Source organism: Burkholderia sp. AU45274, assembly GCF_030482505.1.
Lineage (GTDB): Bacteria > Pseudomonadota > Gammaproteobacteria > Burkholderiales > Burkholderiaceae > Burkholderia.
In genome coordinates this window covers 232504-257401 of record NZ_JAUJQE010000009.1, presented here as the reverse complement: position 1 = coordinate 257401, position 24898 = coordinate 232504, and the positions used below count along the sequence as shown (strand labels likewise).

Sequence of the window (24898 nt, the reverse complement as noted above, 5' to 3'; positions counted from 1 at the left end):
GGCTTGTGTTGTTGTCTCTCGGAAAAGATGTCCGCAGTCTCAATAAGTTGTCTTTGAATAATTGGCTACCTTTCATGCGTTGGGCATGTAACCCGTATGGATAGGCAGAAATGATCGGAGAATATTTGGCAGTGACGGCCTACGACGCAATGTTTAGTCGATGGTGTCAGATCGATGTCGCCGCATTGACGACGCTCAATCGCCGTTTCACGTCTGGGTGTGTTTTCACAAGCCAATGGGGAGGTCGATGCTTAGTTCAGGGCGCAAGCCATCTGCCGAAGCTACTCGGCTCGTTCGTCTAACCCTCCCCGTGCAGGTCGATGTGGCACTTGAGTGCATCGCCAAGATTGGCTTCTATGGCCGCTCCGAGTCGGAGGTTGTCGTGATCTTGCTTTAGCGAGAACTTGATCGAATCGCCGGGGATGGCTTTGTCGATCGTCTTGATGACCTGACGAAGTAGACCTAGAGGCTCTGTGCAGCCTTTCTGCGCCACACACTTCCAATTGTCATGCCAATCGTGACGATGTGAGCCATGGCTATTTGTGTTGCTTTGCAACCCGGCCCACACTTGTCCTGGGAGTGTACGCCTGTCTGTGGCACTGCTTGTGGCTAGATCTCGTCGAGGGACCTAGGCGGGGTTGTGACATTCTCAAAGACGACTTTTCTGAGAATTTTCGTGGCCAAGGACATCTTTTCTGAGACAAGAAGCATGCGGTGTTCTCAAAAAAGATGTCCAAGTCCTTGATCTGTATAGGGGCCAAAAGCCCCCTTTTCTGCGAGCCCACATGTTTGTGATGCGGCGATCTGGTCGCGCGACGTCCCGCAACATCTCCGCGGCAACGTTGCGTTCGGCTCGGCCATTTGCCCCGGCTTGCACGTTGCCCACCAGACTGTGCAACGATTCGTTATAACCGTCCTCGCCTCGCCTCGCATCGGCTTGCTTTTCCTTGATTTCGGGAACGGCCTGCTAGTGATCGCCTTTTCTGATTGCCCGCAACTTCCATTCCATGAATAAAACCATTATTTGTTTACTTTAAAGAGTATTTCATTATGCTTTCTGTGAATTTCATTTATTTTCCGTTTGAGGATTTTTAACGGATCATAAAATTTTGGCGCTGAATTTGGACTCGAATGTTTGTTGACAGACGTTGGCAGGTTGACTAGATTAGCCCCATGAACGCACTTTTCGTTACGACTACCGCGACCACTACCACGACCGCCAACGGCGGGCCGGGGGGAGGTTGCACGTCGTAAGTCAGTGCCTCAAACCATCCCTAAGCCCCGCCGGAAACGGACGGGGCTTTTTTGTGCTCCGTCGACCGGTATCAAGTCAACGGAGAACATGATGGACGATTTCGATCACCGAGTGCTCGGCAACAAACTCGATCTGTTTCATCAGCAGGACGAAAGCCCGGGCGCTGTCTTCTGGCATCCGCGCGGCATGGTTCTTTATCGGGTTGTCGAGGAATATATCCGAGTCCGGATGCGTCAGGCGGGCTTTTCCGAAGTGCGGACGCCTCAGATCGTCTCGCGCGATCTTTGGGAACAGAGCGGTCATTGGGAGAAATTCGGGCGAAACATGTTTTCACTCGAGAGTGACAACAATCCGTACTGTCTCAAACCGATGAGTTGTCCGTGCCATGTGCAGGTTTTCAAAAAAGGCAGTCGGTCGTATCGCGATCTTCCAATCCGATATTCCGAATTTGGGGCGGTCCACCGGGCCGAACCGTCCGGGGCGTTGCATGGCCTTATGCGTGCCCGTGCGTTCACGCAGGACGACGCTCACGTGCTTTGCATGCAGGATCAGGTCGAGGTTGAAGTCGCACGATTCTGTGTGTTGCTGAAGACGATCTACGCAGACTTCGGATTTGGCGAATTCGATGTGGCTTTGTCGACGAGGCCGGCGGTCCGTGCGGGTGACGATGCGGTCTGGGATCGTTCGGAAGCGATGCTGGCATCCGCTGCGCGCGCGGCAGGTCTCGATTTCGCGATCCAGGCGGGAGAAGGGGCATTCTATGGTCCCAAGCTCGAATTTCATCTGCTCGACCGCCAAGGACGAAAGTGGCAGTGCGGAACGATCCAGCTCGATTTCGTATTGCCGGAACGGCTCGGTGCGTCATATGTCGCAGAGGACGGTGCGAAGGCAACGCCCGTCATGTTGCACCACGCGATCCTGGGAAGCCTTGAACGGTTCATCGGTATTCTTCTCGAACACTACGAGGGATGGTTGCCGACCTGGCTGGCACCGGACCAGATCGTCGTTGCGAACATTGGGAAAGATGACCGCGAATTTGCCGACAACGCGGCGTTCGCTTTCGAAGACATCGGCTGTCGGGTGCTGAGGGATTTCCGCGCCGAGCGCCTGCCGCGCAAGATCTTCGATGCAAGGGAACTGGCCGCGCCGATCGTCGCAATTGCAGGACGCAAGGAGGCGCTGGCCGGAGAGGTGTCGTTACGAATGAGGGACGGGGAGCAGCACGTTCTGACGATCAACGATGCGCTCGCGTACGTCAAGCAGCATGCGCGCGTCCCGTCAGCGACGCGGGTGTTCTGATTCGACGACGGGGCCGTTTCCTGCTATCGCAGGCGGATTGAGGGCGCCTTGAGAATTCATCGAATCGATTTTCAAACATAAATTGATTAGTAATTCTAAAAATTATGAGAGAAGCCAGAGAACGCGTCATTCTATGGGCCGAAGGATGTCGTGAGTCCGCATCGTGTCGGTGCGGTGAGCGGATGCTTGAGATGGTGTTCAAGATCGGCGGTTGCACTTGCATGGACGAACTGGGCCGGATGCTGGTCGACATCGGACGCCTGGCGGGATTTGACCATGTCTGTTACCAGGACTATCGAATGACGGGCGGGACACTGAAGAGCGGCCGCACACTGTCGAACTACCCGGAGGCGTGGTTGTCCCGTTATCGGGAGCGGGCTTACCTGATGATCGACCCGGTCGCGCAGCATGCGATGTCGTCGTTGACACCGCTGATCTGGTGCGACCGGATCTTCGCGACAACCGAACAGCGCGAACTTCGAGACGGAAGTCGCATGTACGGGTTAAGCGACGGAGTGTCGTTTCCGGCTCACAACAGGCATGGCGATGTGGCGTGCGTGAGCTTCGTTCGACAGGCGCGGGCGTCTGACAACGGCGATTTGCCCTTCGCCATTCCGTCGTGGGGCACACTTGTCGCGAATCTGACGCTCGACACGTGCCGCAGGCTGGAGGCGCTGCAATCCGATGCACCGTGCCTCAGCGCGCGTGAACTCGAAATCCTGAAATGGGTCGCCGAAGGAAAGTCCAGTTGGGATATCTCGCGCATTGTCGCGTTGACCGAGCATGGCGTGCTTCATCACATCCGCAACATCATGAAGAAGTTCGACGTGCCGACACGCCGGCAAGCCGTTCTGATGGCATCCAGATTCGGATTGCTGTAACGCGTTGGTGACACGAGACGCGAAGTGGACCGGGACCGTGCGCGCGCCGATGCGTCAAATCACGCCACGTCGGCACGGGGACTACAAGCTTTTGTAGTGTGAGACCGCATCGAAAATCGGCAAAGTGGTACCGACGCAAGCGACCAGATCGACTTCTGATCGCCATACTCGGCGGCCGGCACAGGCGTTTTGTGCCGGCCCATCACAATCGCGATGGTAGATGAGGTGAACGCATGGCTGATGTTTGTGACGAAATTCTGAACCCGGTCGTCGATGGGGAAATCGATTCGCTGATGGTCAGTCTGCGCGACGGACTCGATGATCATCCGTTCCGGCACGTGTCGTCGTGTGCTGCACTGGAAAAAATCTTTCCGCACTACCTGGCGATGTCGCAGGCGTTTCCGTATCTGCAGGCGGGTGCGCAAGTTCACGCCGTTCTGGATGCCATTCAATCGAATCGACCGGTGGCGCGAGACGTCGAAATCACGAGCGTGGTGGGAAATTTTCTCTGTTGGGACGAGACGGGTGGCGCATACGTCATCGAACGATACGGCAAACAGGGACTGCGGGGCATTCTCGATACCGGCAAATGGTTTCACTCGAGCCTCCTGAAAAATGACATCGAGAGACTGACAGGACGCGTCGCGGTTCCGAATTTCAGCGTACCGACGGGGCCTTATCTGACGAAACTACTTGCCGGACTGGGTGCGAAGACGGCGCTCGAGCGGTGCGCGAACATGGTGGCGTTCGAACTGCACGCGAATGCGATGATCGACGCACTTTGGGCGTCGACGAGTCGTTGTTATGGTGTCGACCGACAAGGACTCGTTTATTTTCAATGTCACGTTGGCGGTGATGATCCTGCCGAGGCGTACCACGTCGAAATGACGAGACGAATGATTCAGCTCCTTGTCAGCGATGACGAAATTCCTGAATTCGCCGTACGGGTTGCGCAGGCCGTTTCCGACAACGTGTCGTGGTGTGCGGCGCTTGTTTCGCTGGCTGAATGAACATGAGCGCCGAATACGGTCCGGATCCGGTGTTGCTCGAGATCGACGCATATCGCGCGCGGCGAGGCGGGCTCCGCGATGCAGCTGCGATTGCGAAGGTCGTTGGCGCGATCGCGGTCGTTAGTTTGGTGGCATGGTTGGCGTGCCGATCCGGAAACGCAATGGGCCGGATCGTCCTGATGCTTGCCGAAGGTTTTGTGTTGAGCGGGTTCCTGAATCTCGCCCACGAATGTCTGCATCGAAGCCTGGTGAGTGCGAAATCCGTCAACGCGATCATCGGCAATCTGGCTGCGAATGTCCTGTTCGTAAACTTCACGGCCTATACCGACAAGCATCTGAAGCATCACCGGTGTTTGGCGACGGAAGAGGACACCGAGTCGGCCTCCCGATTCGACACGTTGCGTGCCTATGCGGGTGCGATGAGCGGTGTTGGTTTTCTCGTTTCGAATCTGCGACTGAACGTACATCTGATCGCCGGAGGCGCACCGTCCTATCTCGCAACAGTGCGACGGAAAGTGCGAGCGCGCAACGAAGCGCGGTTCATTGCAGCATGGTTGCTCGCCATCGCGGCGGCAACCTGTGCCTGGCCGTCGGCATTGGTTACGGCCTATATCGGTCCGGTGTTTTTTGCCTACTTCTGGTTGATGTTCTTCGGACTACCGGAGCATTACGGCTGTGAACCGGTGCAGCCGCGTTACCTGGCGTCGAGAACGATGACGACTAACGGCATCGTCCGGTTTTTCATGTGGAACGCGAATTTTCATACCGAGCATCATCGCTATCCGGGAGCTCCGGCACCACTGCTCGCCCGGATCGGGGCGCACCCGAATGTTGGCATTCATCGTGAATCGTCTTATCTGAAATGGCACTGGCGCGTTTGCCGGGATCTTATCCAACGTCGGGAGCACGGGGCAACTCATGGCTAAACTCATTGTAGGCAACGTCGATAACGAGGCAATGATCGGGGATACGAAGCGTGCATCGCTTCCGCTTCGTCAGGTGTCAGCGATTGCGGCAAGGCGCCTCGTATGGCAGATGGCAAGCGACGACGTGGCGATTCTGCCGTCGCCGGTATCGGTCCCCATGATCGAGTACGTATCGGCTGTGATGAGGCGTAGTCTTTCCACTACGCAGATCGTGTCACCGTCTTCCGATATCTCCGATCCGGTGGTATTGACTTCCGACCGCCTGCTCGATGAAGCGACGCTCGCTGCATTGCGTGGCCTTCGCGTCGGTGGCGCAGGGTGGACGGTTTACCCGTACTTTCATACGTCATCGGTCGGGTTGCTTTGCGATCAGCTCGACATCGCGCAGCCCGTGTCGAATGGATCGCACTTCATGGAACAGGCCGGTGCTGAACTTTTGAACCGAAAGGCCGTATTTCGAGCGCTCGCGTCGGGTCGGGTCGGATGTGCGGACGGGCGAGTCTGCCGGTCGTTCGGTGAGTTCTACCTGACGCTGCGTGACATGCTTGCGAAGTATGCGAGCGTGATTGTCAAGCAGGATGTCAATGCCGGCGGTGACGGAAACATCGCAGTCACACTCGAGCGTCGCACCAGTTATCCCGGTGTCCGCAAGGTGTATGCGCTGACGCACCTGTCGGACGTCGATACCGTATTCGCCCGTGACTTGTGGTCGAGACAGACCGACACGGCGGGCAACTGCCAGGTGGTCGTCGAACGGTTCCACGAAGGTTCGGATGTCCTGTATGCGGAATATGAGATTGGTGCGGACGCGATTCGGCTTGTGAGCTATGGCGACCTGCGGATGGACGCTTCGGGCGACAAGCGGGGCAATGGCATGATCATGTGGACCGGATTTCAAATCCCCAGCCAGTTGTCTCCGGGCGTGATCGACACATTTCTGGCGCAAGGCGACGTGCTTGCGTCGATCTCCCAGCGCCTCGGATTCGTCGGGCGCGCAAATTTCGACGCCATCGTGACCGACGACGGCGAAGTCGTCTTTACCGAGATCAACGGGCGTATCGGCGGTTGCAGCCATCTTGACGCGATCCTGTGCGAACTGGTGGGGCCGGACTACCTGTCCACGCACGCCGTCGTGACGCGCAACAGGGTGCCCGCTCGCGACCTGCGTGCTGCGCTGACTGTCTCGCATCGACTGACGCAGCAGCGCGACGAAGCCGGTGTCGTCGTCCTTACGGAAGATATGGCGGGTACAGGCACGATCGAATACATGGTATATGCGCGCAATTTGTCAGGTGCGCTTGCGCTCGAGCGCACGTTCCAGCGCGAATTCGAGATGGCTCAAGAATCAGTCGCTGTACCGGGGTGAAACGATGGATGCAATCAAGTTCACACGGCCCTCGGCATGGTTCAGCGGCATGGCCGACGGTGTGCCGGTTTCGACGCGGATCCTGCTGAGTTTTCAGTTCCTCGTGAATTTGTCTGTGTTCGGGTCGCTTCCGCTGCTCGCTGCGTTCCTTGACCTGGAGCGTCATCTGGACGCGGGCAGCGTTGCCAGCGTACTGACGGTGAATTTGCTGGCGAGCCGGTTGTTGCCGCTGGTGCTGGGTGCGTCGACGGATCGCTTCAGCAGCCGCGTGCTGGCAACACTTGGTCTGATCTGCCGCGCCGCGGGATTTGTCGGACTGGCGCTTACGCCGTCGTTTGCCGGACTGCTGATGTGGGCATTCTTGTCCGGGCTCGGCGCTGCGCTTTACGAAACGACCGCGTATTCGATCTTCGGTTCGCTCGATGCCGCGGTACGTCCAAAGGTGTTCGCGCTGAATAACCTGGCGCTCAATCTCGGCGCGCTGATCGGTCCGGCGGTGCTGATCGTCGTGCCGAACACGGACCGGACGTTACCGTTTCTGGTAAGCGGCATGATTTTCGCCGTGCTTGCGCTCGTGGCGCCCTGGATCTCAGGACGGAGAGCGAGCAACGCAGCTGCGGTACATCCGCTGCGTGGTTTGATGATCGCGTTTGGAGACAGACGGTTCCGCCGACTGTGCTGGGCGCTCGTTCCGTTCTGGACGGTGTATACGCAGATCTACGTCTTCATCCCGCTGACGTTTTCGAACGGCTCGAGCGGCTATAACGGCGTCAGGCCATTCTACATAACGAATGCGCTGGTTGGCATTGCTACAGCTTCGTTTGGCATGGGCTGGTTTCAGCGCACGACCTGGCGATCCATGATGACCATCGGGCACGCCGCGATGTGTTGCTGCTTCGCGATTGCCACACTGCTGTTCGATCACGGCTGGAGCGCTGGTGCGTCGCTGGTCATTCTGATTGCCGTCGCGGTCGTCTTCACGTTTGGTGAAAGCCTGATTCTTCCTGCATCGAATATCGCGCTCGCCGATCTGACGACCGATGGCAACGCCGGCAGCTATTTTGGCGCATCGGCGATCTCGTGGGCGATCGGCGGGATGCTCGGCAACTTCATCGGCAGCGCCGCGGCAAGCTGGACCGTGCATACCCTGGGGTGGGTCGCGTTCATGGGCATCTCCCTGATGGGTCTACTTGCATTCTGGAGATGGCATAAATGAATCGCGAGCCTGTCACGGGGAAGGGCGCGACGGGCACTGCCCTGACCACAGTGAGCCGCGCGCCTGCCGCACATTTCGGCTTCGTCAATCCGCCCGTATATCGAGGGTCGACAGTCCTTTTTGAATCATTCGACGAAATGGCACCTGGTGCGGCCCCTTATCACTACGGACGCTGGGGGACACCGACAACGGATGCGTTGTGCGATGCGATGACGGAAATCGAACATGGCGTTGCCGCGCTCGTGATGTGTTCGGGACTGGCCACTATCGCGACGGTGTTGCAGACGCTGGCGGCTCCCGAGGGGCGGGTATTGATCTCGCGTTCGTCGTATCCGGCGGCACGTAAATTCTGCGACGAGGTGCTGCATCGACAGGGTGTATCGATCGACGAATTCTCGCTGGCCGATCCGGCTGAACTGGCGGCGAAACTCGATGAACGGACGTGTGTGGTTTACCTCGACCTGCCGGGGTCGTCGCATTTCGATATGTGCGTGTTACGAGACCTCGTCGAGATTGCCGGACCCGTTCCGGTCGTTGTCGACAACACCTGGGGCACGCCGTATTTCTTCAATCCGCTCGATCAAGGTGCGAGCATCGTCATTCACAGCATGTCGAAGTACATCGGCGGGCACGCCGATTCGATGGTCGGCACAGCGGTGTTTGCGAGCTTCGACATGTACGAGCGCGTGAAGAGCGTAAGCCGTTTGACGGGGCAAGCCGTCGGTGCGGACGACGCGAATTTGGCTTTACGAGGATTGCGGACGCTGGCAGTCCGGATGGATCGGCATTTTCAGTCCGCGTGCGATGTAGCGTCGTGGTTGCGGGATCATCCGCTGATCGAAAGCGTTCACTACCCGCCGCTGGTCGGCGATAGCGGTCACGCCGCATGGCGAACACAGTATTCGGGTGCGGGCGGTGTGTTTGCATGCGTACTCAAGGATGGCGGCGAGGGGGCGGTCAGAAATGCCATCGACGGTCTCTCGCTGATCGGGCGAGGCTGGGGCTGGGGCGGTTACGAGTCCGTCGCTTGTCCGACCACGGTGTCTCGAGACAATGCCAGGCGTATCGGTATCCGGTTGAGCATCGGGCTCGAAGATCCCGACATGATTCGACAGGATCTGGATGTTGCGCTGCGTGCAGGGCACCGATGAAAGGCCGTGTGTATTTTCTGAAACGAGGGGCGATCAATGACGGAAGCAACACAATATATCTACGGAAATTGCCACTGTGGTGCGATACGCTTTCGCATTCGATCGACAGCGTCGCGCAAGGTGATCGATTGCAATTGCTCGATCTGTTTTGCATCGGGCTTCCTACACGTTCCGGTCGAGCACGACGATTTTGAGTTGCTCGAGGGTGGCGAGAAATTGACGCGATACCGCTTCAATACGGGGATTGCGGAGCACACGTTCTGCCGAGTTTGCGGCGTGAAGCCATTCTATCGTCCGCGTTCTCATCCCCGCGATTACAGCGTCAATCTGCGCTGTCTGGATCTTGCAGGGGCCAACGCTTTCGATGTGGTTCCGTTTGACGGGAAGAACTGGGAAGAAAACATCCAGTCCTTTCCGCAATGACTCGGCCGCGATGCGACAACTCCAGGAAATGAAACCCGTCGTCGGCGTGCTGTGCTCGGCGGAGGATATCGAGATACCGGGTTGGGGGTGCCTTTCCCATCAGGCGGTGTTCGACCGATATCTGCAGGCTGCGACGGAGTTTGGCGGGGTACTGCCGCTCCTGATCGGTTCGACGGACGATATTGCATCCGATCGAAGTCTCGACACGCTGCTCGATCGTCTCGACGGAATCATGCTGCCGGGCGGCGCGAGCAACGTCGACGTTGCGTTTTACGGCGGCACGCAACCACACGTCGGATCGCTCGACAGGACACGTGACAGGATGGCGATTCGTGTCGTCCGGGAGGCCATGGCATCGGGGCGCCCGGTGTTCGGGATATGCCGCGGCATGCAAGAGATCAATGTCGCGTTGGGCGGCACCCTTTGCGCGACACTTCACGACGAGCCAGGGAGACGGGATCACCGGGCGAATCGCACTCTGGCTTTCGAGGAGCGCTATCGGGACGTTCATGCGGTCGAGTTGGTGAGCGGCGGCTGGCTTGACGAGGCGATTCGGACAATGTCGCCGGATTGTCGGCGCGCTCATGTGAACTCGTTGCATGGGCAGGGCATTGCCGCCCTGGCGAACGGATTGAGTGTCGATGCATATGCCGACGACGGCACCATCGAGGCGGTGTCGCATATCAGGGCACCGATCTTCGGTGTGCAGTGGCATCCTGAGTGGTATGTGCGGGATAGTGTGTTGAACCGTGCAGTCTGGGCGCGGTTCGGTCGCGAATGTGCAACCTATTTGCGCCGTCGATTCGACGCCCAGTCCTGTCGGGATACGCCGACGGGGGCGGGCAACATTCTCAAAGACAACTTTTCCGAGAATATCCGGGGCCACGGACATCTTTTCTGAGACGAAGGACAGGCAGTCTTCTCAGAAAAGATGTCCAAGTCCTTGAACTGTCTAGGGGGCCAAAGACACCTTTTCTGAGAGCCCACATGTGGGGTCGAGTTTTTCGGCACTCGCTCGCGTTCCTCATCCACTGAGGCCGTCAGACCCTCGAGGCATGAATCAACCGTTCCCGAGTGAGCGCGTCGGGATGAAGCCGATCAAGCCGGGCGCGAACAAGCGACCCGGTGCGCCCGAGAATTGTTGAGATTGTGTGGCGTAGTTTTTTGACTACTGTCAAGGCCTTCGTATAAGAAAAATCGCGGCAAAGATACCGTATGAATATTCACGCCGGCACGCAAAAAAATCATTTAATAACATCGGCTTGCGTATTTGTATGAGTTTTCTGTTGTGAGAAAAGAAATACACAATTTCTATTTCTTCGTGGGGCTCGTTGCTTTCACTGCTCTTACACTCGCGATTCCCCAAACGGGCATCTATCCGGGCATGACCGACAGAACAAGGTCCCCGGGCGGTTGCAGACCGTTTATGAACAAGGTCGCGAGACCTGCCTCTTTTTAGAAGGGAGCACCACGAATGAACAAGACCCTGATCGTTGCAGCAGCTGCGGCATCGTTCGCTACCGTCGCTCACGCGCAAAGCAGCGTGACGCTGTACGGCGTGCTGGACGCAGGCATCACCTACCAAAGCAACGTCCAGACCGCATCGGGCCAAGGCAAGTCGCGCTTCTCGATGGGTTCGGGCATTGACCAGAGCCGTTTCGGCCTGCGTGGCTCGGAAGATCTCGGTGGTGGCCTGAAGGCGATCTTCACGTTGGAAAGCGGCTTCAACATCGGTAACGGCAAGTTCGCGAACGGCAACGGCGGCATGTTCAACCGCCAGGCATTCGTCGGCCTGTCGAGCCAGTACGGCACCGTCACGCTGGGTAAGCAATACGACGCGACGCAAGACTACCTGGCACCGCTGACGGCAACGGGCTCGTGGGGCGGCACGTACTTCGCGCACCCGCTGAACAATGACCGCCTGAGCACGAACGGCGACGTCGCGCTGAACAACACGATCAAGTACACGAGCGTGAACTATGCCGGCCTGCAATTCGGCGGCACGTACTCGTTCTCGAACAGCACGAACTTTGCGAACAACCGTGCATACAGCGCTGGCGTGTCGTACCAGTTTGAAGGCCTGAAGCTGGGTGCGGCGTACTCGCAAGCGAACAACGCTGGCCTGTCCACGTCGGGCGCGGTGAACCCGTCCGTCGACACGAGCGGCAACGCGTTCGGCATTCAGGGCCGCACGCGTACGTATGGTATTGCCGCGGCCTATGCATTCGGTCCGGCTCAAGTCGGCGCGGCATGGACGCAATCGCGTCTCGACAACCAGACGAACGGCCTGGGTACGCTGCGCGCGGACAACTACGAAGTCAACGCGAAGTACAACCTGACGCCGGCCCTCGGCCTGGGCGCAGCCTATACGTACACGAACGCGAAGCAGAACGGCAACAGCACGCACTGGAATCAGTTCGGCGTGCAAGCTGATTACTTCCTGTCGAAGCGTACGGACGTCTACGCTCAGGCGGTGTACCAGCGTGGTACGAAGGGCGCCGGTTTGGGCGCATCGATCTACAACGGCGACATCAACGCGTTCCCGAGCTCGAAGGTCAGCCAAACCGCCGCAACGGTTGGCCTGCGTCACCGCTTCTAAGCGTGACGGCTGGCTAGTCAGTTCCGAAAAAGCGCCTTCGGGCGCTTTTTTTTGATGTCTGAATTGGATTCTTGAAAATCATCAGTATTGCGAAACGATGGAGAATTGTCGATTTTGGCGGGAATGTGACGGCGGAGTGAGGGAGCATGCTTGAGAGGTTGCGACAGTGCGTTGCCCAATATGGCTGGCAATGTTTGGCGAGCGAGTGGCTGGGTGTCAATTCACGTCATCCGTTCGCTTGCGCTCGTGGGCACGTTTTCGAGCGCGTGGCATTGACCCTGCTCTATCGAAATGGCGGTGCACCGGTCTGCATATCCTGTCAGCAGGAAGATATTCGTGATAGATGGTTGGCGAAATTGGCAGAGCGAGGAGGGACGCTTCTGAATGGTCCATTCATTGGATTATTCGCGCGTTACCAAATTCGTTGCGCAGCGGGGCACGAGTGGAGCGTGGAGGGAAGGAAGATCAGTGAGGGGCGTTGGTGTCCGAGCTGCGCGCATGGTGACGCGACGCGGCGAAGCTGCTGTTCGGAGGGGTTGGCCCGGCTTCACGCGAAAGCACAAGAGAGAAACGGGAAATGTCTTTCGGCTCACTATACGATCGAGAGTCGTCTATATCGATTCGAATGTGCAAAGGGGCATCGTTGGGAAGCGAGGGCAAACGATATCTTCCGGGGAACCTGGTGTGGTCGTTGCGCAAAATTGACCTCCTCCGGGCAAGTCGATCCCAATGGCTTGGCGCGTCTGCAGGGGGCCGCCCGGGAAAAGGGAGGCGTTTGTTTGGCAGATGCTTATGTGGGCTCAGCCGAAAAATACCCTTTTCGTTGCGCGGTGGGACACGAATGGGTGGCAATTGCGAGTCAGATTTGGCTCGGACGCTGGTGTCGGCAATGTACGGGCCTCAAATTGCGTCAGACAATTGATGACATGCGAGCGCTTGCGGCCGCCCGTGGTGGACTGTGTTTGTCGACGGAGTATCAAGGGCGGCGGACCAAATTGACTTGGCAATGCCATCGCGGCCACGTCTGGGAGTCTCGGCCGATCAATATCAGTGCGGGAACATGGTGCCCGCAATGTGCGATTACTAACCGCACTCGCCGTAGAGACAATTGAGCGCGATACCGGCCTTAACGCTTCAGGACATGCGTATCCCGGTTGGCAACAGTACAGATCCCGCACAGCCCACCGTTACCGCGAAGTGCGGCCACGTCGACCAGACGGTTCCCTTGCACAATGCTCATCTCCCCCGTGCAAGACACGACATGAATGATGATGCGGTCTGCGCGAACTCGGCGGGCGCGCCGACAGCGAAATTGCACCGTGTGACGTGACAGGCGGAACGCGCATTTCAATTCATCGCATGCGCGTTCGCCAGGCGTCAATGAACGGTTCGGTAAGCGCTTTAGTCGTAGTACGCGTCGTCGTAGCGATGCTTGTTGCGACGCATCCTGCGCATGTTGTCGCGGTCTCGCGCGTCGTCACGCTCCCGCGCGTTGCGGCTGAGGTTGCCCCCCAACGCCGCGCCGCCGCCACCGCCGAGCGCCGCGCCGAGGAGCCCGCCGTTGCGGCCGCCCATCGCATGGCCGGCCGCGGTGCCCGCGCCGCCGCCGAGTGCGCCGCCAATGATTGCGCCGTCGCGCTCGTCGCGGTTCGCCGCGATCGCGCCGCCGGCGCCACCGCCGATCGCGCCACCCACCACCGCGCCGGTGCGGCCGCCCAGTGCGTCGCCGACGGTTGCGCCGGCGACACCGCCCAGCGCACCGCCGAGCGCGTTGTCCCAGTTGTCCGCCGCGGCCGGCAATGAAATCACCGCGGCCGCGGTGACGATGAATGCGGAGGCGATCTTCTTCAACATGCGAATGCTCTTCCTTGTGCTCAATCTGAAGTCCGGTTTCTTGCGTTGCTGCCGATTCGTTTCAACGAGTCATTTCAACGAGTCATTTCAACGAAAGGCCGGCGAAAGATAGCACTCCCATTCAAACCCGGTTCGCCATTGTCGTAACAGATTGTGTGCGCCCGGAAGGCCCCTTCGGCATCGCTACTTTTTTATTCCGAATCCATTGTTTCTCCATCAAACCGCACAAAGACGTCCATCGACGCCAGGCTCTCGCGGGACGCCGGCGATTTCACGCACGTCGATTTCGAGATCGCACCGCGCCTTCGAGCAGCACAGCAGCGCGAGGCCGCGGGTGCGCTCGTCATTGGACAGCGCCCAGATTGCACGCCGGAAGCAGATGCGCGATCGGACCGTTGCTTTGCGCTTCACTGCCTCGCCTCAGTTTCAGCCATTCACAGCGGGGAATGTGTGCGTCCATACGCGTTCTTTCGCCGTCAAGCCACACGCGCAACTGATGCAGGTCGATCTCTCGTTCGTGATAGCGGCGGAGCATGTCCTGAATATCGGGGTCCATTGCGGTCGTGCAGCTGATTTTCGACGGGTGTCGTCCGGGGGGGACAGCGTTGGAGACGGGTTTCCGATCGTCATAAATACGATGCGTCGCCTGTGTGTCAGGAATTGGCTTCCCTGACCTTGCCGCGCTCGGCGGGTGTCACGCCGAGCGCGCTCTGGACGGCCTCGTAGCGCGAGCCGACCTTGAGCTTCTCGAAGATGTTCTTCAGATGCCACTTGATGGTCTCGGGCGCGACCCGCAGCGCCCGCCCGATTTCCTTGTTCGACATGCCGCGGGCAATGTGATTGAGGATCTCGATCTCACGCGCGCTGAGCAGGTTTCGCGCGTCGCGCACGTCGCCGTCGTCCGTCGGCGTGCGACGCGGATCGAACGCGGCGAGCAGTTGGTCCACGAAGGCCGGTTGAACGGCATCGCGTCCGGGCGCTTCACGCCGCAACTGAGTCAGCAGGCGCAGCATCGGTTCGCCTTCGTCGACGAAACTGCCGATCATGCCGTTCTGCTGCGCATAGCGCAGCGCGTCCGTCAGCGCGGCCAATGCCGCTTCATGCGCGTGTTCCTGCTGGAGCGCCATGGCGTACAGCAGCGACATCCGTGCTTCCAGGTAGGTCATCCCGGCACGGGAGAGCGTGGTCCTCAACTCGCGCAGCCGTTCGGCGGCCCGATCCGGCCGGCCTGTCGCGATGTCGAGGCGTGCCTTGATCGCGCACCAGCTCGCCCACGTCTCGATGAAGCTGCCCATCGGCGTCGGGATCTGCTCGGGCATCAGCAAGTCCAGTGCGTCGGCGGTTTCCCTTGCGCGATCGACCCAGCCCTGCTGCAGGCACAGCCGCACGATTTCCGCGTCACACGATGCACGCATGCGCAACCAGTGTCGGGACGCTGCGATTTCGCCGGCCTGCTGCAGGCACAGCAGCGCGGATGCGATGTCGTCGTTTCGTGCGTGGAGCCGCGCCGCGGTGCGGCAGTAGCTCGACAGGGAGCCGAGCGGGCACGCTTCCGCCGTGATGGCCGAGCGATCGTTGATCAGCTGCCGCGCACGGGACACGTCATTCTGCTCGTAGCAGAGTGCCGCCAGGTAGCCCGCCGGAACCGCCGCCGCCGCCGACTGGCGGAACACGTTCGCTTCCGCATGCGCGATCGCCGACTCCATGAGCACCATCGCTTCCGGCAGGCGGCCGCTCACCAGCAGGTTCAGCCCGAACATGCATTCGCGGTAGACGTTGGCGTAGATGAAGTCGTGATCGTCGGCCGGGACGGCGGCTGCGCCGTGCCTGAGGTGCTCGACCTCGTCGAAGCGGCTGTCGTAGATCAGGCCGAAGATGTGCGCCGTTTCCCCGAGCCGCCTGACCCACGCGGACGCGGGCAACGACGAGAGGACGACTTCGCGTCCCAGTTCGAGTGACCGGTAGCTGTCGTCGTCGAAGCCGGAAATCGCCGCATCCACCGCGATCATCTCGATCGGCAGCGCCGCGTCGGGTTCGCCTTCTGTCCGCGAGCGATCGGCGTGATGGCGCGCAAAGTCGGATTGCGCGTGTCGCAGCACCTCGCCGGCTTCCGGCATGCGCATCAGGAACGCGAGCGCCCATGCATTCGCCAGTCGCAAGCGCAGCCGCGACTTCACCAGTTGGCGCGGCAGCTTGCCGATCAGGCTCAGCAGCGTGTTCACGTCGCTGCGATCCATCAACGCCGCTGCGCAGTGCTCGACCCAGATCGCGGCCTGCAGTGTGTCACCGGCGGCGAGCGCGTGACGCACGGCGTCCGGCCATTGCCGCGCATTCGCGAACCACTGGCCGGCGCGTTGGTGAAGCCGCGGCAATTCATCGGCCAGTTGCCGGGCGGCCCGCCGCCTCAGCGCGTCGGACAGCAATGCGTGATAGCGGAACCATTGACGCTCGTCGTCGAGCGCGCGGATGAACAGGTTGTGACGCTCGAGCCAGTCGAGCTTTTCCCAGCTGCGCGCGCCGGCGCCCATGATGGCGTCGCAGAGGTCGGGGCTCAGGTGATCGACGATCGAGGTCCGCAGCAGGAACTGATACACGGGGCGCGGCAGATGTGACAGAACGGCGTCGTCGAGATAGGTGTCGATGCCGAATCGATTGCCGGCGAGATCGCGCGCGACCTTGGCGGCGTCCGTTTCTTCCTTCAGCGACAGCGACGCGAGTTGCAGGCCCGTGATCCATCCTTCGGTCGCGTCATTCAGCATCTCGACGGCGCCGCGATCGAGCGGCGCGGTGCCGGTGCGTGCGAAGAACGCCTGTGCATCGTCGGCGGAGAAGCGCAGATCCGATTCGTCGATCCGCAGAAGCTGGCCCTGCGTGCGGAACTGGGCCAGCGCCAGCCTCGGCTCGCCGCGCGCGCCGAGCAGGACGTGGAAATTCGCCGGCGCGTAGCGCAACAGGCGCGACACCACCGCACATACCGGGGGCGACGTGAGCCGGTCGAAATCGTCGAGGATCAGAAAGACCGGTTTGCCGCACGCGGCGATCTCGTTGAGCAGCACGGAGATGACCGTCTTGCCGGGCGTCATCGGATCGTGGCGCAGCAGCTTTTCTGCCTGCTGACCGACGCCGCCCGTGCCATGGTTCAACGAAGCAACGAGGTAGGCGCCGAGCTGATCGGGATGGTCGTCGTCATGGTCCAGGCTCAGCCACGCGACGAGCTGATGGCGGGTGCGGAGCACTTCGCACCATTCGGACAGCGTCGTCGTCTTGCCGAACCCGGCCGGCGCGATGACCAGCGTGACTGCGTGTTCGGCCGTCGCGGCCAGCTTCTTCGACAGCGTCCGCCGCGCGACTCGGAACCGGGGCGGGCGCGGTGGCGCCATTTTCGTCTGTATCAGCGAGAGATTCCAAAGGGGCTCATCGGATTCGGACGGCAAGTTCATGGGGGGAAAGTCCGGAATGCACCACATCATGTTAATGATAGTCGCCCCCACGACGATGGGGGTTTTCCCACGGTAGGGGGGCGATCGCATGGCACCCCCCCGTCGCCAGACTTCTGCCTCCCCTTTGGAGGGGGGCGAATCCCCCCGGCCTGCTCTTAGTCTTGCATTCAGTCCACGTCGGTCCGGCGCTGCGATACGGTCATCATCGTTTCGCATGACGTCGTGAACGACGTGCTTCGTCGAATCGCGCTCTACCGGAAATTCATCAAGGAGTCCTGCGTGCATGCCGAATCGCCGGTCGGTCAGACGTCCTCGACCTGTACCTGCCTGCTGCGAACCACATCCGGGGAGCCGACGAGGTTCGCCGCCTGACGCACATGCGCATTCGCGAGCGTTGCCGCGGGTCGACGCGATTCGCGTACGCCATTCCCTCCATGTGCCGGGATCGGCCCGCCGCAGCCACATCGTTGGCCCGCGCGGGTCATCGTGAGCCGTGACGGTTCGATCGCCTCATGGTGAATGCCGGATGGCGTGTGGCGATTGATTGTCACTCGACATTCAATGCCGTCGATGAAGGCGATACGCGTCGTCGACCGCATCGACGCGCACTCAGTTTCTGCCGGACGCGGCGCGTCCGGATTGGGAAGTCTCCGCTCGGCGCCAGCACCGGCCGTGACGGACAGGTTGTGACGTGTAGCGAAAGCGCCGATCGGCATTCCGCCGTGACGCGACATTGAAAATAACGATCTGGGTTTGGAGGATAGACATGAAATCGACATGGCGTCAGGGAACGCTCGGCCTGGCCATTGCTGCGTCGCTGGGCGCGACGTCCGGCATGGCAGATGCCCAGAGCAGCGTCACGCTCTACGGGGTGCTCGATGCCGCCGTGCTCTACACGAACAAGTCGCTGAATACGAGGACCGGCGCGAACGACGGCCACAAGTTCGCGATGGTCGACGGTGCCGCGGCGGCATCGCGATTCGGCTTGCGGGGCGTGGAGGATCTGGGCGGCGGGATGAAGGCGACGTTCGTCCTCGAGAGCGGCATCGACATCCCGAGCGGCGCGTTGGGCAATTCAAACGGCAACCTGTTCGGCCGTCAGGCGTGGATCGGGTTGAGCGGCGATTTCGGGGCGGTCAAGGCCGGCCTGCAATACTCGCCGTTCGTGCTGTCGCTGATCGGAACCGACCCGCGCGACGTGGCCTATTTCGGCAGCGGCGCCGTCATCTATGTCGACAGCGTGCTGGTGACGGGGCTGTTCAACCAGAACGCCGTGTCCTACACGAGCCCGGACATCGCCGGCTTCCAGGGTAGCGCGATGTTCGGACTGGGCGGGAAGGCGGGCGATTTCCAGGCGGGGCGGCAGTATTCGGCGAGCCTCAAGTACCAGCGAGGCGGATTCCTCGTCACGGCGGCGCTCTACAACGGCAACGCGGGCGGCACGCCGGGGACGCCGATTCCCAGCACCGTCCCGTTTACCGGCCGGACCATCGGTGCGGCATACAGTGTCGGCAACCTGACCGTCAAGGGTTCCTACGCGCTCTACAAAGTGAGCGGCGGGTTCGACAGCCGCGTGTACGGCGCCGGGGCAAGTTACTTGTTCACGCCCGCGGTCGAAGCCGACGCGGGCGCCTGGCTGACGAGCGACGGCAACGATACCGGCAACCGTTCGGTGCTGACCGCGATCGGGTTGAGGTACTTCCTGTCGAAAGCGACGACGGTGTACGGGCAGGTCGGGGTGGTCCACAACCACGGCCTGATGAATACCGGGCTCGCGATCAACGGCGCGCTGCACGAGGGGCGCGGAACGACCGTCGGGACGGTGGTCGGCCTTCGTCATACGTTCTAGGCGGGAGCCTGCGCCGTCGCGGTGCCGATGGGGTACCCGGCGGCGTGCCGGCAGGGTGCGTAAGGTGTGCCCAGGACGGTTCCAGGGCGGCGATCCGGATACGGTAATCCGTCAGTCGCGCCGCCTCACGCCCCGTCCCGCACCGCCATCGCGAGCGGCATCATCGCCGGCCCGATGGAGGCGAGCAGCCGCTCCTTCGATACGCCGTCGCGGGATTGCACGGAAATGCCGTGCAGCTGCGTCGCATAGAAATCGGCCAGCGCCTTGATGTCGGTGCCCTGCGCGAGCTGCCCCTGCTCGGCCGCGCGCTGCAGGCGTTCGACGATCGACTGCGTGCGTGCGCGCCGATGGGCGGCCAGCCATTCCATGACCCCTTCGTTTTCCGCCGAATAGTTGGTCGCGGCGGACACCACCATGCAGCCATGCGGCTGGCCACGTTTGGTGTAGGCGGCAACGGCGTCGCGCAGCATCCGTTCGACGGCCGCGCGCACATCGGTTTCCTCGCCGAGCGCGCGATCGGCGAAGCCGCCTTCGCCTTGCTCATAGAGCGACACGGCTTCCTGGAACAGCGCTTCCTTGCTGCCGAAGGCGGCATAGATGCGCGCTGACGCGATGCCCATCGCTTCGACCAGGTCGGACATCGACGTGCCTTCGTAGCCGTGTCGCCAGAACGCGAGCATCGCGCGTTTCAGCGCCATGTCGCGGTCAAATTCTCTCGGTCGTCCCGCCATATCCCTTTCGTCCGTCGTCACATCGTGCGCCGATTTTATCGCGCGCCGTGTTGACACGCGCCTTTCCGTTACTCTATTCTTTGTCGATCAACAAACAATAGGAGTTGATCATGCGTACCCTCAGAGGCCCCAGTCTCCATCTCGCCCAGTTCGCCGACGATGCTGCCCCGTTCAACAGCTTGCCGAGCATCGCGCAATGGGCGGCCGGCGTCGGCTTCAAGGCGCTGCAGATTCCCGCATGGGACGGCCGGCTGTTCGACGTGGAGACGGCCGCGGAAAGCCAGGCCTATTGCGATGACATGAAGGGCATGCTGGCCGAACACGGGCTGGAGATCAGCGAACTGACCACACACATCTTCGGGCAACTGGTCGCCGTGCATCCGGCGTACGACGCCATGTGCGACAACTTCGCGCCGGAAGCGGTGCGCGGTAATCCGGCCGCGCGCACTGCGTGGGCGCTGGATCGCCTCAAGCTGGCGGCGCGGGCTTCACGCCGCCTGGGGCTGACCGACATGGGCACTTTTTCGGGTTCGTTCGCGTGGCCCTACCTGTTTCCGTTCCCGCAACGGCCCGCCGGCCTCATCGAGACGGCTTTCGACGAGCTGGCGCGCCGCTGGCGGCCGATTCTCGATGTCTGCGATGAAAACGGCGTCAACCTTTGCTACGAGATCCACCCCAGCGAAGACCTGCATGACGGCGTCAGCTTCGAGCGTTTCCATGCGCTGGTCGGCCAGCACGCGCGCTGCAAGATGCTGTTCGATCCGAGCCATTTCGTGCTGCAGCAGCTGGACTATCTCGCGTACATCGATATCTACCGCGACCACATCCGCATGTTTCATGTGAAGGATGCCGAGTTTCTGCCTTCGGGGCGTCAGGGCATTTACGGCGGCTACAGTTCGTGGCTCGAACGTGCCGGCCGTTTCCGTTCGCTCGGCGACGGTCAGGTCGACTTCAAGGCGATTTTTTCGAAATTTGCTCAGTACGACTACACAGGATGGGCGACGCTCGAGTGGGAATGCTGCCTCAAGGACCAGGAGGACGGCGCGCGCGAAGGGGTTGCGTTCATCAACGACCACATCATCCGGGTGACGGAGCGCATCTTCGACGACTTCGCCGGTGCGGCGGTCGATCAACAGCAGATCCACGACATGCTCGGCATCGCCTGAGCCGGCCCCCACTGCGAGGAACCATCGATATGTCCGCTCAACTTCAGTCGTCGTCGGCCGACGCTCAACGCTTCGATCATCAATACGTGCGCATCGACGGCGAGCGCATTCACTGCGTCACGGCCGGCGCGGGCACCCCGGTCCTGCTGATTCCGGGTTGGCCGCAAACCTGGTATGCCTGGCGTCATGTGATGCAGGCGCTCGCCGCGCGCGGCTTCATGGCCGTCGCGGTCGATCCGCCCGGCACCGGCTATTCCGACCGGCCGGATGCGGGTTACGACACGGGCCGCACGGCGGCCACGTTGCATCGCGTGATGGTGCAGCTTGGCTTCGATGTGTACCAGGTGGCCGGCCACGACGTCGGCATGTGGGTGGCCTACGCGCTGGCGAGCGATCACCCCGAGGCCGTGACGTCGCTGGCGCTCACGGAGGCGGTGATCCCCGGGCTGGCGCCCGCGCCGTCGATTTTCGCTCCGCCGGAAGAGAACATCTTCCTCTGGCATTTCATGTTCAACCAGCTGGCCGATCTGCCCGAGACGCTGATTGCGGGACGTGAACGGGCCTATCTGGAGTTCATGTTCAACCGGTGGTCGTTCCGGCGCGATTGCGTGGCCGTCGATGTGTACATCGACGCCTATTCGGCGCCGGGTGGCTTGCGCGGCGGCTTGGCCTATTACCGCGCGATTCCGGAGACGATCCGGCAGAACCAGGCACGGGCGCAGCGCAAGCTGACAATGCCGGTGCTCGCCATTGGTGCCGAACATGCGACCGGCGATGCACCGCTGGTCACGATGCGTGACAACGCGACGGATCTGCAGGGCGCGGTCGTGCCCGATTGCGGCCACTTCATCATGGAAGAGGCGCCCGACGCGTTCATCGGCCATCTGCTGCCGTTCCTGGAACGGAGCCGCTGATCATGCCGGTCGATTGCGTCGTGCTGCCCGGGATGATCCATGCGTGCATTCATATGGCCGGCGTGACGCCGGCAGCCCGTCGGGTGTTCGACGTGGCTGGCGAGCAGATGCGCAGGGCTTTCCAGCGGTGAGCGCATGGACGAAGGGGACGTATGACGTGCGTGGTCGTACGGTCCGGCGTCCGCGCGATTTCGTGGGCGATCGGCGGGATGCTCGGCAACTTCATCGGCAGCGTCGCCGCAGGCTGGACGACGCTCACGCCGGGATGGTTCCTGTTTATGGGAATCGCGCTGACTGGTCTGCTTGCATTCCGCAGGCAGCGGCCGAAATAGCGAGGGCTACCTGCGCCGCTGAACCCGCGCCTTCGCACACTTGAACCACAGCCGCATCGCACCGACGCCGCCCGCGACCGTGATCCGCGGCAACAGGAACCGATCGTCGCGCATATCGGCGCAGCCGCGCCGGGTCGTCGTCGCGTTGCGGTAACCCGCGGCGGCGACCTGGTCGCGCACGCGCGGGTCCAGATCGCCGTACGGGTAGCAGAACGATTCGACCGTCTGGCCGCTCAACGCTTCGAGCCGCTGCTTCGATTCGACGATCTGAACCTCCGACACGTGCGCCGGCACGTGCGACAGCGCGACGTGGTCGAGCGTATGCGAGCCGATTTCATGGCCGTGATCGCGCCAAGCGAGCATGTCCGCGTGCGTCATCAGCGGCGAGCGTGCGGTATCGGCGGCCGCATCCCAGTCGTTCTCGCCGCCGAACCGGCCGGCGACGAAGTAGCAGGTCGCGGTGAAGCCGAGCGCATCGAGCACGGGCATCGCATGCGTCAGCACGTTGAGAAAGCCATCGTCGAACGTGATGCCGAAGACCTTCCCGCTGCGCTCGCCCCGCAGGTACGGCTGCAGTTCGCGCACGCTCAGGCCGCGGTAGCCGAGCCGCCTGAACAGCGTCATCTGGCGGCGGAACGCATCGGGCGCGACGCTCAGGCTGCGCAGCCGGTCGGGCGGTGGCGGCGGCGTGCGGACCTGGTGATACATCAGGATCGGGTAGCGCGTGGCGGGCAGCAGCATGAGCGGGTCGCGGGAACGGGGAATTACGCGGCCTTGCGGAAAATCCGCAGGGTCTTGAAGTCGCCGATTTCGACGAAATCGGCATTCGCCGCCCATTGCTCGATGATCGGCTCGGCCTTCCGGTACGCCGACGAGCCCTTGTAGAACAGCAGGTGGCCGTCGCGCGCGGTGTGTCGTGCGAACAGGTCGAGCACTTCGGCGTCGGTCTTCGCGCCGTAGCGGCTGTTCGACTCGTCGCGGAATTCGCACAGATGGAACAGCGTGACGACGTCGAACGCCGGCAGCAGGTCCGAATTGCTCGTATAGATGTCGCCGAAATAGGCCAGATAGGTCTTGCTTACCTCCGGTTGCCGCGTGACGAGATCGACGTACGACTTGTATTCCTTCGGCGACGCCGTCACGCCAAAGACCGTGTTGTTCAGGTGCGGCCGCGCGCATTCCACGCCGACATGGTGATGGCCGCCGGTGCCGAAGTGATAGATGCGGATGCCGTTGAGGCGCGCGGTTTCCAGCCATTCGACGAAGTGCACGTCACACGGGCACTCCTGCGTGCGCAGGTCCCAGTACTTCTTCCAGATATTCATTGCCATTAAACGGACCTCATGGATGTCACCCGACGATACGGGTTGTGGCGAATCGATTTCTGATAGACGGACAGCGTCGCGTCGATGAATCGTTCGAACGAGAATTCACGCTTGCCCTTCAGCCGCGCGCTGCGCCCCATCGCGCGCACGCAACCGGGCTCGCGCACGATCGCGCGCAGGATGGCCTCGATCGCTTCGGGCTCGCGCGGCGGGACGACCCAGCCGTCCACGCCCGGCTCGACGTTTTCGGGCAGCCCGCCCACGCGCGTCACGATCGCGGGGCAGCCGAGCGACATCGCTTCGCGGCACGCATACGACAGGCTCTCGTGGTACGACAGCACGAACGACACGTCGATGATCGAGAACGGTGTCCGCACGTCGTCGAGCCGGCCGGTGAAAGCCGTGCGCGCGGCCATGCGGTGCAGCGCGATCTGTTCGCGTTGCTCGGCGGTCGGCTCCGCGCCGACCAGCAGCACGCGAAACCGCTCGCGCTCGTGTTCGGGCAGGCGGCCCAGCGCCGCGATCAGGTCCATCCAGCCTTTCTCCGGCGCGGTGCCGGCGCTGCTGCCCAGCACGATCGCGTCCGCGGCGGACGGCCCGAACAGCGCGATCTTGCGGCGACGGATTTCGTCGCTGGCCAGTCGTTCGGCGGCCTGCCGGCGCACGCCGTGCTTGACGACCGTGACGTTCCCGTACGGCGACCGGAGCGCGAGCATGCCCGCGACGTAGTCGCTGACCGCGATGGTGTGGTCGGTGGCGAGGCGTGCGCGCAGCACGTTGCCGAAGCTGTCGGCGCGGTAGGTGTTGTGCTTGGTGAGCACGACGGCGGGCCGATACCGGCAGCCGAGCAGCGCGAGCATTACCTGCCGGTGATCGGCGGAGCCGTTCACATGGATGACGTCGAAGCGCTCGGCGACGATCCGCTGGCGCAGCCGGAGGATTTCCTGGCACAGCCGGTTCCAGCGCGGTTTGAATTCCATGTCGAAGATGGCCACGTCGGGACTGTCCTTCAACAGTCGCGACAGGCGGCTGCCTTCCGGTGACGCGACGGTCACGCGATGACGCCGGCTCATCGCGGCGGCGAGATCACGGACGTAGGTGTCCTGGCCGCCGCCGTAGTCGCCGTGGAAGTTGGTATACAGTATGTTCATCACGATGCCG

At 61.5% G+C, this 24898-nt stretch carries 23 protein-coding genes and 1 pseudogene; 15 read left to right on the top strand and 9 right to left on the bottom strand.

Features of this window, described 5'->3' with window-relative positions; genetic code table 11:
- Positions 1–790: 790 nt before the first annotated feature.
- Positions 791–904 (bottom strand): annotated as a pseudogene (locus QZM35_RS28740) (IS5/IS1182 family transposase); the annotation flags it as partial.
- 441 nt (positions 905–1345) lie between these two features.
- Here QZM35_RS28740 and thrS point away from each other — a divergent pair.
- The 10 genes from thrS to QZM35_RS28690 all read left to right on the top strand — a co-directional run bounded on the left by thrS (position 1346) and on the right by QZM35_RS28690 (position 12126).
- Positions 1346–2554, top strand: coding sequence for a threonine--tRNA ligase (gene thrS / locus QZM35_RS28735; RefSeq protein WP_081053821.1), 1209 nt, complete (start codon positions 1346–1348; stop codon positions 2552–2554).
- A 191-nt stretch (positions 2555–2745) separates the two neighbouring features.
- On the top strand, positions 2746–3435 hold the full coding sequence (locus tag QZM35_RS28730) for a LuxR family transcriptional regulator (RefSeq protein WP_301777303.1): 690 nt from the start codon (positions 2746–2748) through the stop codon (positions 3433–3435).
- A 233-nt stretch (positions 3436–3668) separates the two neighbouring features.
- Positions 3669–4445 (top strand): hypothetical protein, encoded by a 777-nt coding sequence (locus QZM35_RS28725; protein ID WP_301777302.1) that lies wholly within the window; start codon positions 3669–3671, stop codon positions 4443–4445.
- A gap of 2 nt (positions 4446–4447) precedes the next feature.
- Positions 4448–5371 carry a fatty acid desaturase gene (locus tag QZM35_RS28720; protein ID WP_174976016.1) on the top strand — a complete coding sequence of 308 codons (924 nt, stop codon included), beginning with the start codon at positions 4448–4450 and terminating at the stop codon, positions 5369–5371.
- On the top strand, positions 5364–6737 hold the full coding sequence (locus QZM35_RS28715; protein ID WP_059791123.1) for a peptide ligase PGM1-related protein: 1374 nt from the start codon (positions 5364–5366) through the stop codon (positions 6735–6737). Before QZM35_RS28720 ends, QZM35_RS28715 begins: the two co-directional genes overlap by 8 nt.
- 4 nt (positions 6738–6741) lie before the next feature.
- Positions 6742–7953, top strand: coding sequence for an MFS transporter (locus tag QZM35_RS28710; protein ID WP_059791125.1), 1212 nt, complete (start codon positions 6742–6744; stop codon positions 7951–7953).
- Positions 7950–9104, top strand: coding sequence for a PLP-dependent aspartate aminotransferase family protein (locus QZM35_RS28705; RefSeq protein ID WP_089428664.1), 1155 nt, complete (start codon positions 7950–7952; stop codon positions 9102–9104). Before QZM35_RS28710 ends, QZM35_RS28705 begins: the two co-directional genes overlap by 4 nt.
- A gap of 36 nt (positions 9105–9140) precedes the next feature.
- The gene (locus tag QZM35_RS28700) at positions 9141–9527 is read left to right on the top strand and encodes a GFA family protein (RefSeq protein WP_089428663.1); all 387 of its coding nucleotides are present in this window, start codon (positions 9141–9143) and stop codon (positions 9525–9527) included.
- A gap of 28 nt (positions 9528–9555) precedes the next feature.
- A complete protein-coding gene (locus QZM35_RS28695; protein ID WP_167357955.1) occupies positions 9556–10428 on the top strand; it encodes a gamma-glutamyl-gamma-aminobutyrate hydrolase family protein in 873 nt (290 codons plus the stop codon).
- A gap of 573 nt (positions 10429–11001) precedes the next feature.
- A complete protein-coding gene (locus QZM35_RS28690; protein WP_089431932.1) occupies positions 11002–12126 on the top strand; it encodes a porin in 1125 nt (374 codons plus the stop codon).
- Positions 12127–13527: 1401 nt separating this feature from the next.
- Here QZM35_RS28690 and QZM35_RS28685 read toward each other — a convergent pair.
- From QZM35_RS28685 to QZM35_RS28670, 4 genes are all read right to left on the bottom strand, one after another.
- Positions 13528–13980, bottom strand: coding sequence for a glycine zipper domain-containing protein (locus QZM35_RS28685; RefSeq protein ID WP_089428660.1), 453 nt, complete (start codon positions 13978–13980; stop codon positions 13528–13530).
- A 216-nt stretch (positions 13981–14196) separates the two neighbouring features.
- A complete protein-coding gene (locus QZM35_RS28680; protein WP_089428659.1) occupies positions 14197–14391 on the bottom strand; it encodes a hypothetical protein in 195 nt (64 codons plus the stop codon).
- Between the two features lie 242 nt (positions 14392–14633).
- The gene (locus QZM35_RS28675) at positions 14634–17705 is read right to left on the bottom strand and encodes a LuxR C-terminal-related transcriptional regulator (protein ID WP_301777301.1); all 3072 of its coding nucleotides are present in this window, start codon (positions 17703–17705) and stop codon (positions 14634–14636) included.
- 17 nt (positions 17706–17722) lie between these two features.
- The gene (locus QZM35_RS28670) at positions 17723–18019 is read right to left on the bottom strand and encodes a hypothetical protein (protein ID WP_301777300.1); all 297 of its coding nucleotides are present in this window, start codon (positions 18017–18019) and stop codon (positions 17723–17725) included.
- Between the two features lie 167 nt (positions 18020–18186).
- On the opposite strand from QZM35_RS28670, the gene QZM35_RS28665 reads away from it, so the two are divergent.
- Positions 18187–19269 carry a porin gene (locus tag QZM35_RS28665; RefSeq protein WP_301777323.1) on the top strand — a complete coding sequence of 361 codons (1083 nt, stop codon included), beginning with the start codon at positions 18187–18189 and terminating at the stop codon, positions 19267–19269.
- 125 nt (positions 19270–19394) lie between these two features.
- Here QZM35_RS28665 and QZM35_RS28660 read toward each other — a convergent pair whose 3' ends face one another.
- Positions 19395–20000, bottom strand: a complete 606-nt coding sequence (locus QZM35_RS28660; protein WP_174976013.1) for a TetR/AcrR family transcriptional regulator — start codon at positions 19998–20000, stop codon at positions 19395–19397.
- Between the two features lie 110 nt (positions 20001–20110).
- On the opposite strand from QZM35_RS28660, the gene QZM35_RS28655 reads away from it, so the two are divergent.
- The 4 genes from QZM35_RS28655 (at position 20111) to QZM35_RS28640 (ending at position 22412) form a co-directional block, all read left to right on the top strand.
- Positions 20111–21166: a sugar phosphate isomerase/epimerase gene (locus tag QZM35_RS28655; RefSeq protein WP_089428655.1), complete on the top strand. Its 1056-nt coding sequence runs from the start codon at positions 20111–20113 to the stop codon at positions 21164–21166.
- A 29-nt stretch (positions 21167–21195) separates the two neighbouring features.
- Positions 21196–22080 carry an alpha/beta fold hydrolase gene (locus QZM35_RS28650; protein WP_301777299.1) on the top strand — a complete coding sequence of 295 codons (885 nt, stop codon included), beginning with the start codon at positions 21196–21198 and terminating at the stop codon, positions 22078–22080.
- A 2-nt stretch (positions 22081–22082) separates the two neighbouring features.
- The gene (locus QZM35_RS28645) at positions 22083–22211 is read left to right on the top strand and encodes a hypothetical protein (RefSeq protein WP_301777298.1); all 129 of its coding nucleotides are present in this window, start codon (positions 22083–22085) and stop codon (positions 22209–22211) included.
- 78 nt (positions 22212–22289) lie between these two features.
- The gene (locus tag QZM35_RS28640; protein ID WP_256976831.1) at positions 22290–22412 is read left to right on the top strand and encodes a hypothetical protein; all 123 of its coding nucleotides are present in this window, start codon (positions 22290–22292) and stop codon (positions 22410–22412) included.
- A gap of 6 nt (positions 22413–22418) precedes the next feature.
- Here QZM35_RS28640 and QZM35_RS28635 read toward each other — a convergent pair whose 3' ends face one another.
- The 3 genes from QZM35_RS28635 to QZM35_RS28625 are packed head-to-tail and all read right to left on the bottom strand — an operon-like array spanning position 22419 to position 24888.
- Positions 22419–23153, bottom strand: coding sequence for a polysaccharide deacetylase family protein (locus tag QZM35_RS28635; protein WP_301777297.1), 735 nt, complete (start codon positions 23151–23153; stop codon positions 22419–22421).
- A 23-nt stretch (positions 23154–23176) separates the two neighbouring features.
- Complete coding sequence (locus QZM35_RS28630; protein WP_226207417.1) at positions 23177–23743, bottom strand: hypothetical protein; 567 nt, start codon at positions 23741–23743, stop codon at positions 23177–23179.
- Positions 23743–24888: a glycosyltransferase family 4 protein gene (locus QZM35_RS28625; RefSeq protein ID WP_301777296.1), complete on the bottom strand. Its 1146-nt coding sequence runs from the start codon at positions 24886–24888 to the stop codon at positions 23743–23745. Before QZM35_RS28625 ends, QZM35_RS28630 begins: the two co-directional genes overlap by 1 nt.
- Positions 24889–24898: the final 10 nt, after the last annotated feature.

What these genes read in the sequence shown, in the direction of transcription:
- QZM35_RS28660 (WP_174976013.1), bottom strand. Translation starts at nt 20,000, where the DNA reads ATGGCGGGACGACCGAGAGAATTTGACCGCGACATGGCGCTGAAACGC.
- thrS (WP_081053821.1), top strand. Translation starts at nt 1,346, where the DNA reads ATGGACGATTTCGATCACCGAGTGCTCGGCAACAAACTCGATCTGTTT.
- QZM35_RS28715 (WP_059791123.1), top strand. Translation starts at nt 5,364, where the DNA reads ATGGCTAAACTCATTGTAGGCAACGTCGATAACGAGGCAATGATCGGG.
- QZM35_RS28690 (WP_089431932.1), top strand. Translation starts at nt 11,002, where the DNA reads ATGAACAAGACCCTGATCGTTGCAGCAGCTGCGGCATCGTTCGCTACC.
- QZM35_RS28710 (WP_059791125.1), top strand. Translation starts at nt 6,742, where the DNA reads ATGGATGCAATCAAGTTCACACGGCCCTCGGCATGGTTCAGCGGCATG.
- QZM35_RS28625 (WP_301777296.1), bottom strand. Translation starts at nt 24,888, where the DNA reads ATGAACATACTGTATACCAACTTCCACGGCGACTACGGCGGCGGCCAG.
- QZM35_RS28670 (WP_301777300.1), bottom strand. Translation starts at nt 18,019, where the DNA reads ATGCGGTCGACGACGCGTATCGCCTTCATCGACGGCATTGAATGTCGA.
- QZM35_RS28685 (WP_089428660.1), bottom strand. Translation starts at nt 13,980, where the DNA reads ATGTTGAAGAAGATCGCCTCCGCATTCATCGTCACCGCGGCCGCGGTG.
- QZM35_RS28725 (WP_301777302.1), top strand. Translation starts at nt 3,669, where the DNA reads ATGGCTGATGTTTGTGACGAAATTCTGAACCCGGTCGTCGATGGGGAA.
- QZM35_RS28665 (WP_301777323.1), top strand. Translation starts at nt 18,187, where the DNA reads ATGAAATCGACATGGCGTCAGGGAACGCTCGGCCTGGCCATTGCTGCG.
- QZM35_RS28630 (WP_226207417.1), bottom strand. Translation starts at nt 23,743, where the DNA reads ATGGCAATGAATATCTGGAAGAAGTACTGGGACCTGCGCACGCAGGAG.
- QZM35_RS28675 (WP_301777301.1), bottom strand. Translation starts at nt 17,705, where the DNA reads ATGCACGCAGGACTCCTTGATGAATTTCCGGTAGAGCGCGATTCGACG.
- QZM35_RS28700 (WP_089428663.1), top strand. Translation starts at nt 9,141, where the DNA reads ATGACGGAAGCAACACAATATATCTACGGAAATTGCCACTGTGGTGCG.
- QZM35_RS28635 (WP_301777297.1), bottom strand. Translation starts at nt 23,153, where the DNA reads ATGCTGCTGCCCGCCACGCGCTACCCGATCCTGATGTATCACCAGGTC.
- QZM35_RS28655 (WP_089428655.1), top strand. Translation starts at nt 20,111, where the DNA reads ATGCGTACCCTCAGAGGCCCCAGTCTCCATCTCGCCCAGTTCGCCGAC.
- QZM35_RS28705 (WP_089428664.1), top strand. Translation starts at nt 7,950, where the DNA reads ATGAATCGCGAGCCTGTCACGGGGAAGGGCGCGACGGGCACTGCCCTG.
- QZM35_RS28695 (WP_167357955.1), top strand. Translation starts at nt 9,556, where the DNA reads ATGAAACCCGTCGTCGGCGTGCTGTGCTCGGCGGAGGATATCGAGATA.
- QZM35_RS28730 (WP_301777303.1), top strand. Translation starts at nt 2,746, where the DNA reads ATGGTGTTCAAGATCGGCGGTTGCACTTGCATGGACGAACTGGGCCGG.
- QZM35_RS28650 (WP_301777299.1), top strand. Translation starts at nt 21,196, where the DNA reads ATGTCCGCTCAACTTCAGTCGTCGTCGGCCGACGCTCAACGCTTCGAT.
- QZM35_RS28720 (WP_174976016.1), top strand. Translation starts at nt 4,448, where the DNA reads ATGAGCGCCGAATACGGTCCGGATCCGGTGTTGCTCGAGATCGACGCA.
- QZM35_RS28645 (WP_301777298.1), top strand. Translation starts at nt 22,083, where the DNA reads ATGCCGGTCGATTGCGTCGTGCTGCCCGGGATGATCCATGCGTGCATT.
- QZM35_RS28640 (WP_256976831.1), top strand. Translation starts at nt 22,290, where the DNA reads ATGCTCGGCAACTTCATCGGCAGCGTCGCCGCAGGCTGGACGACGCTC.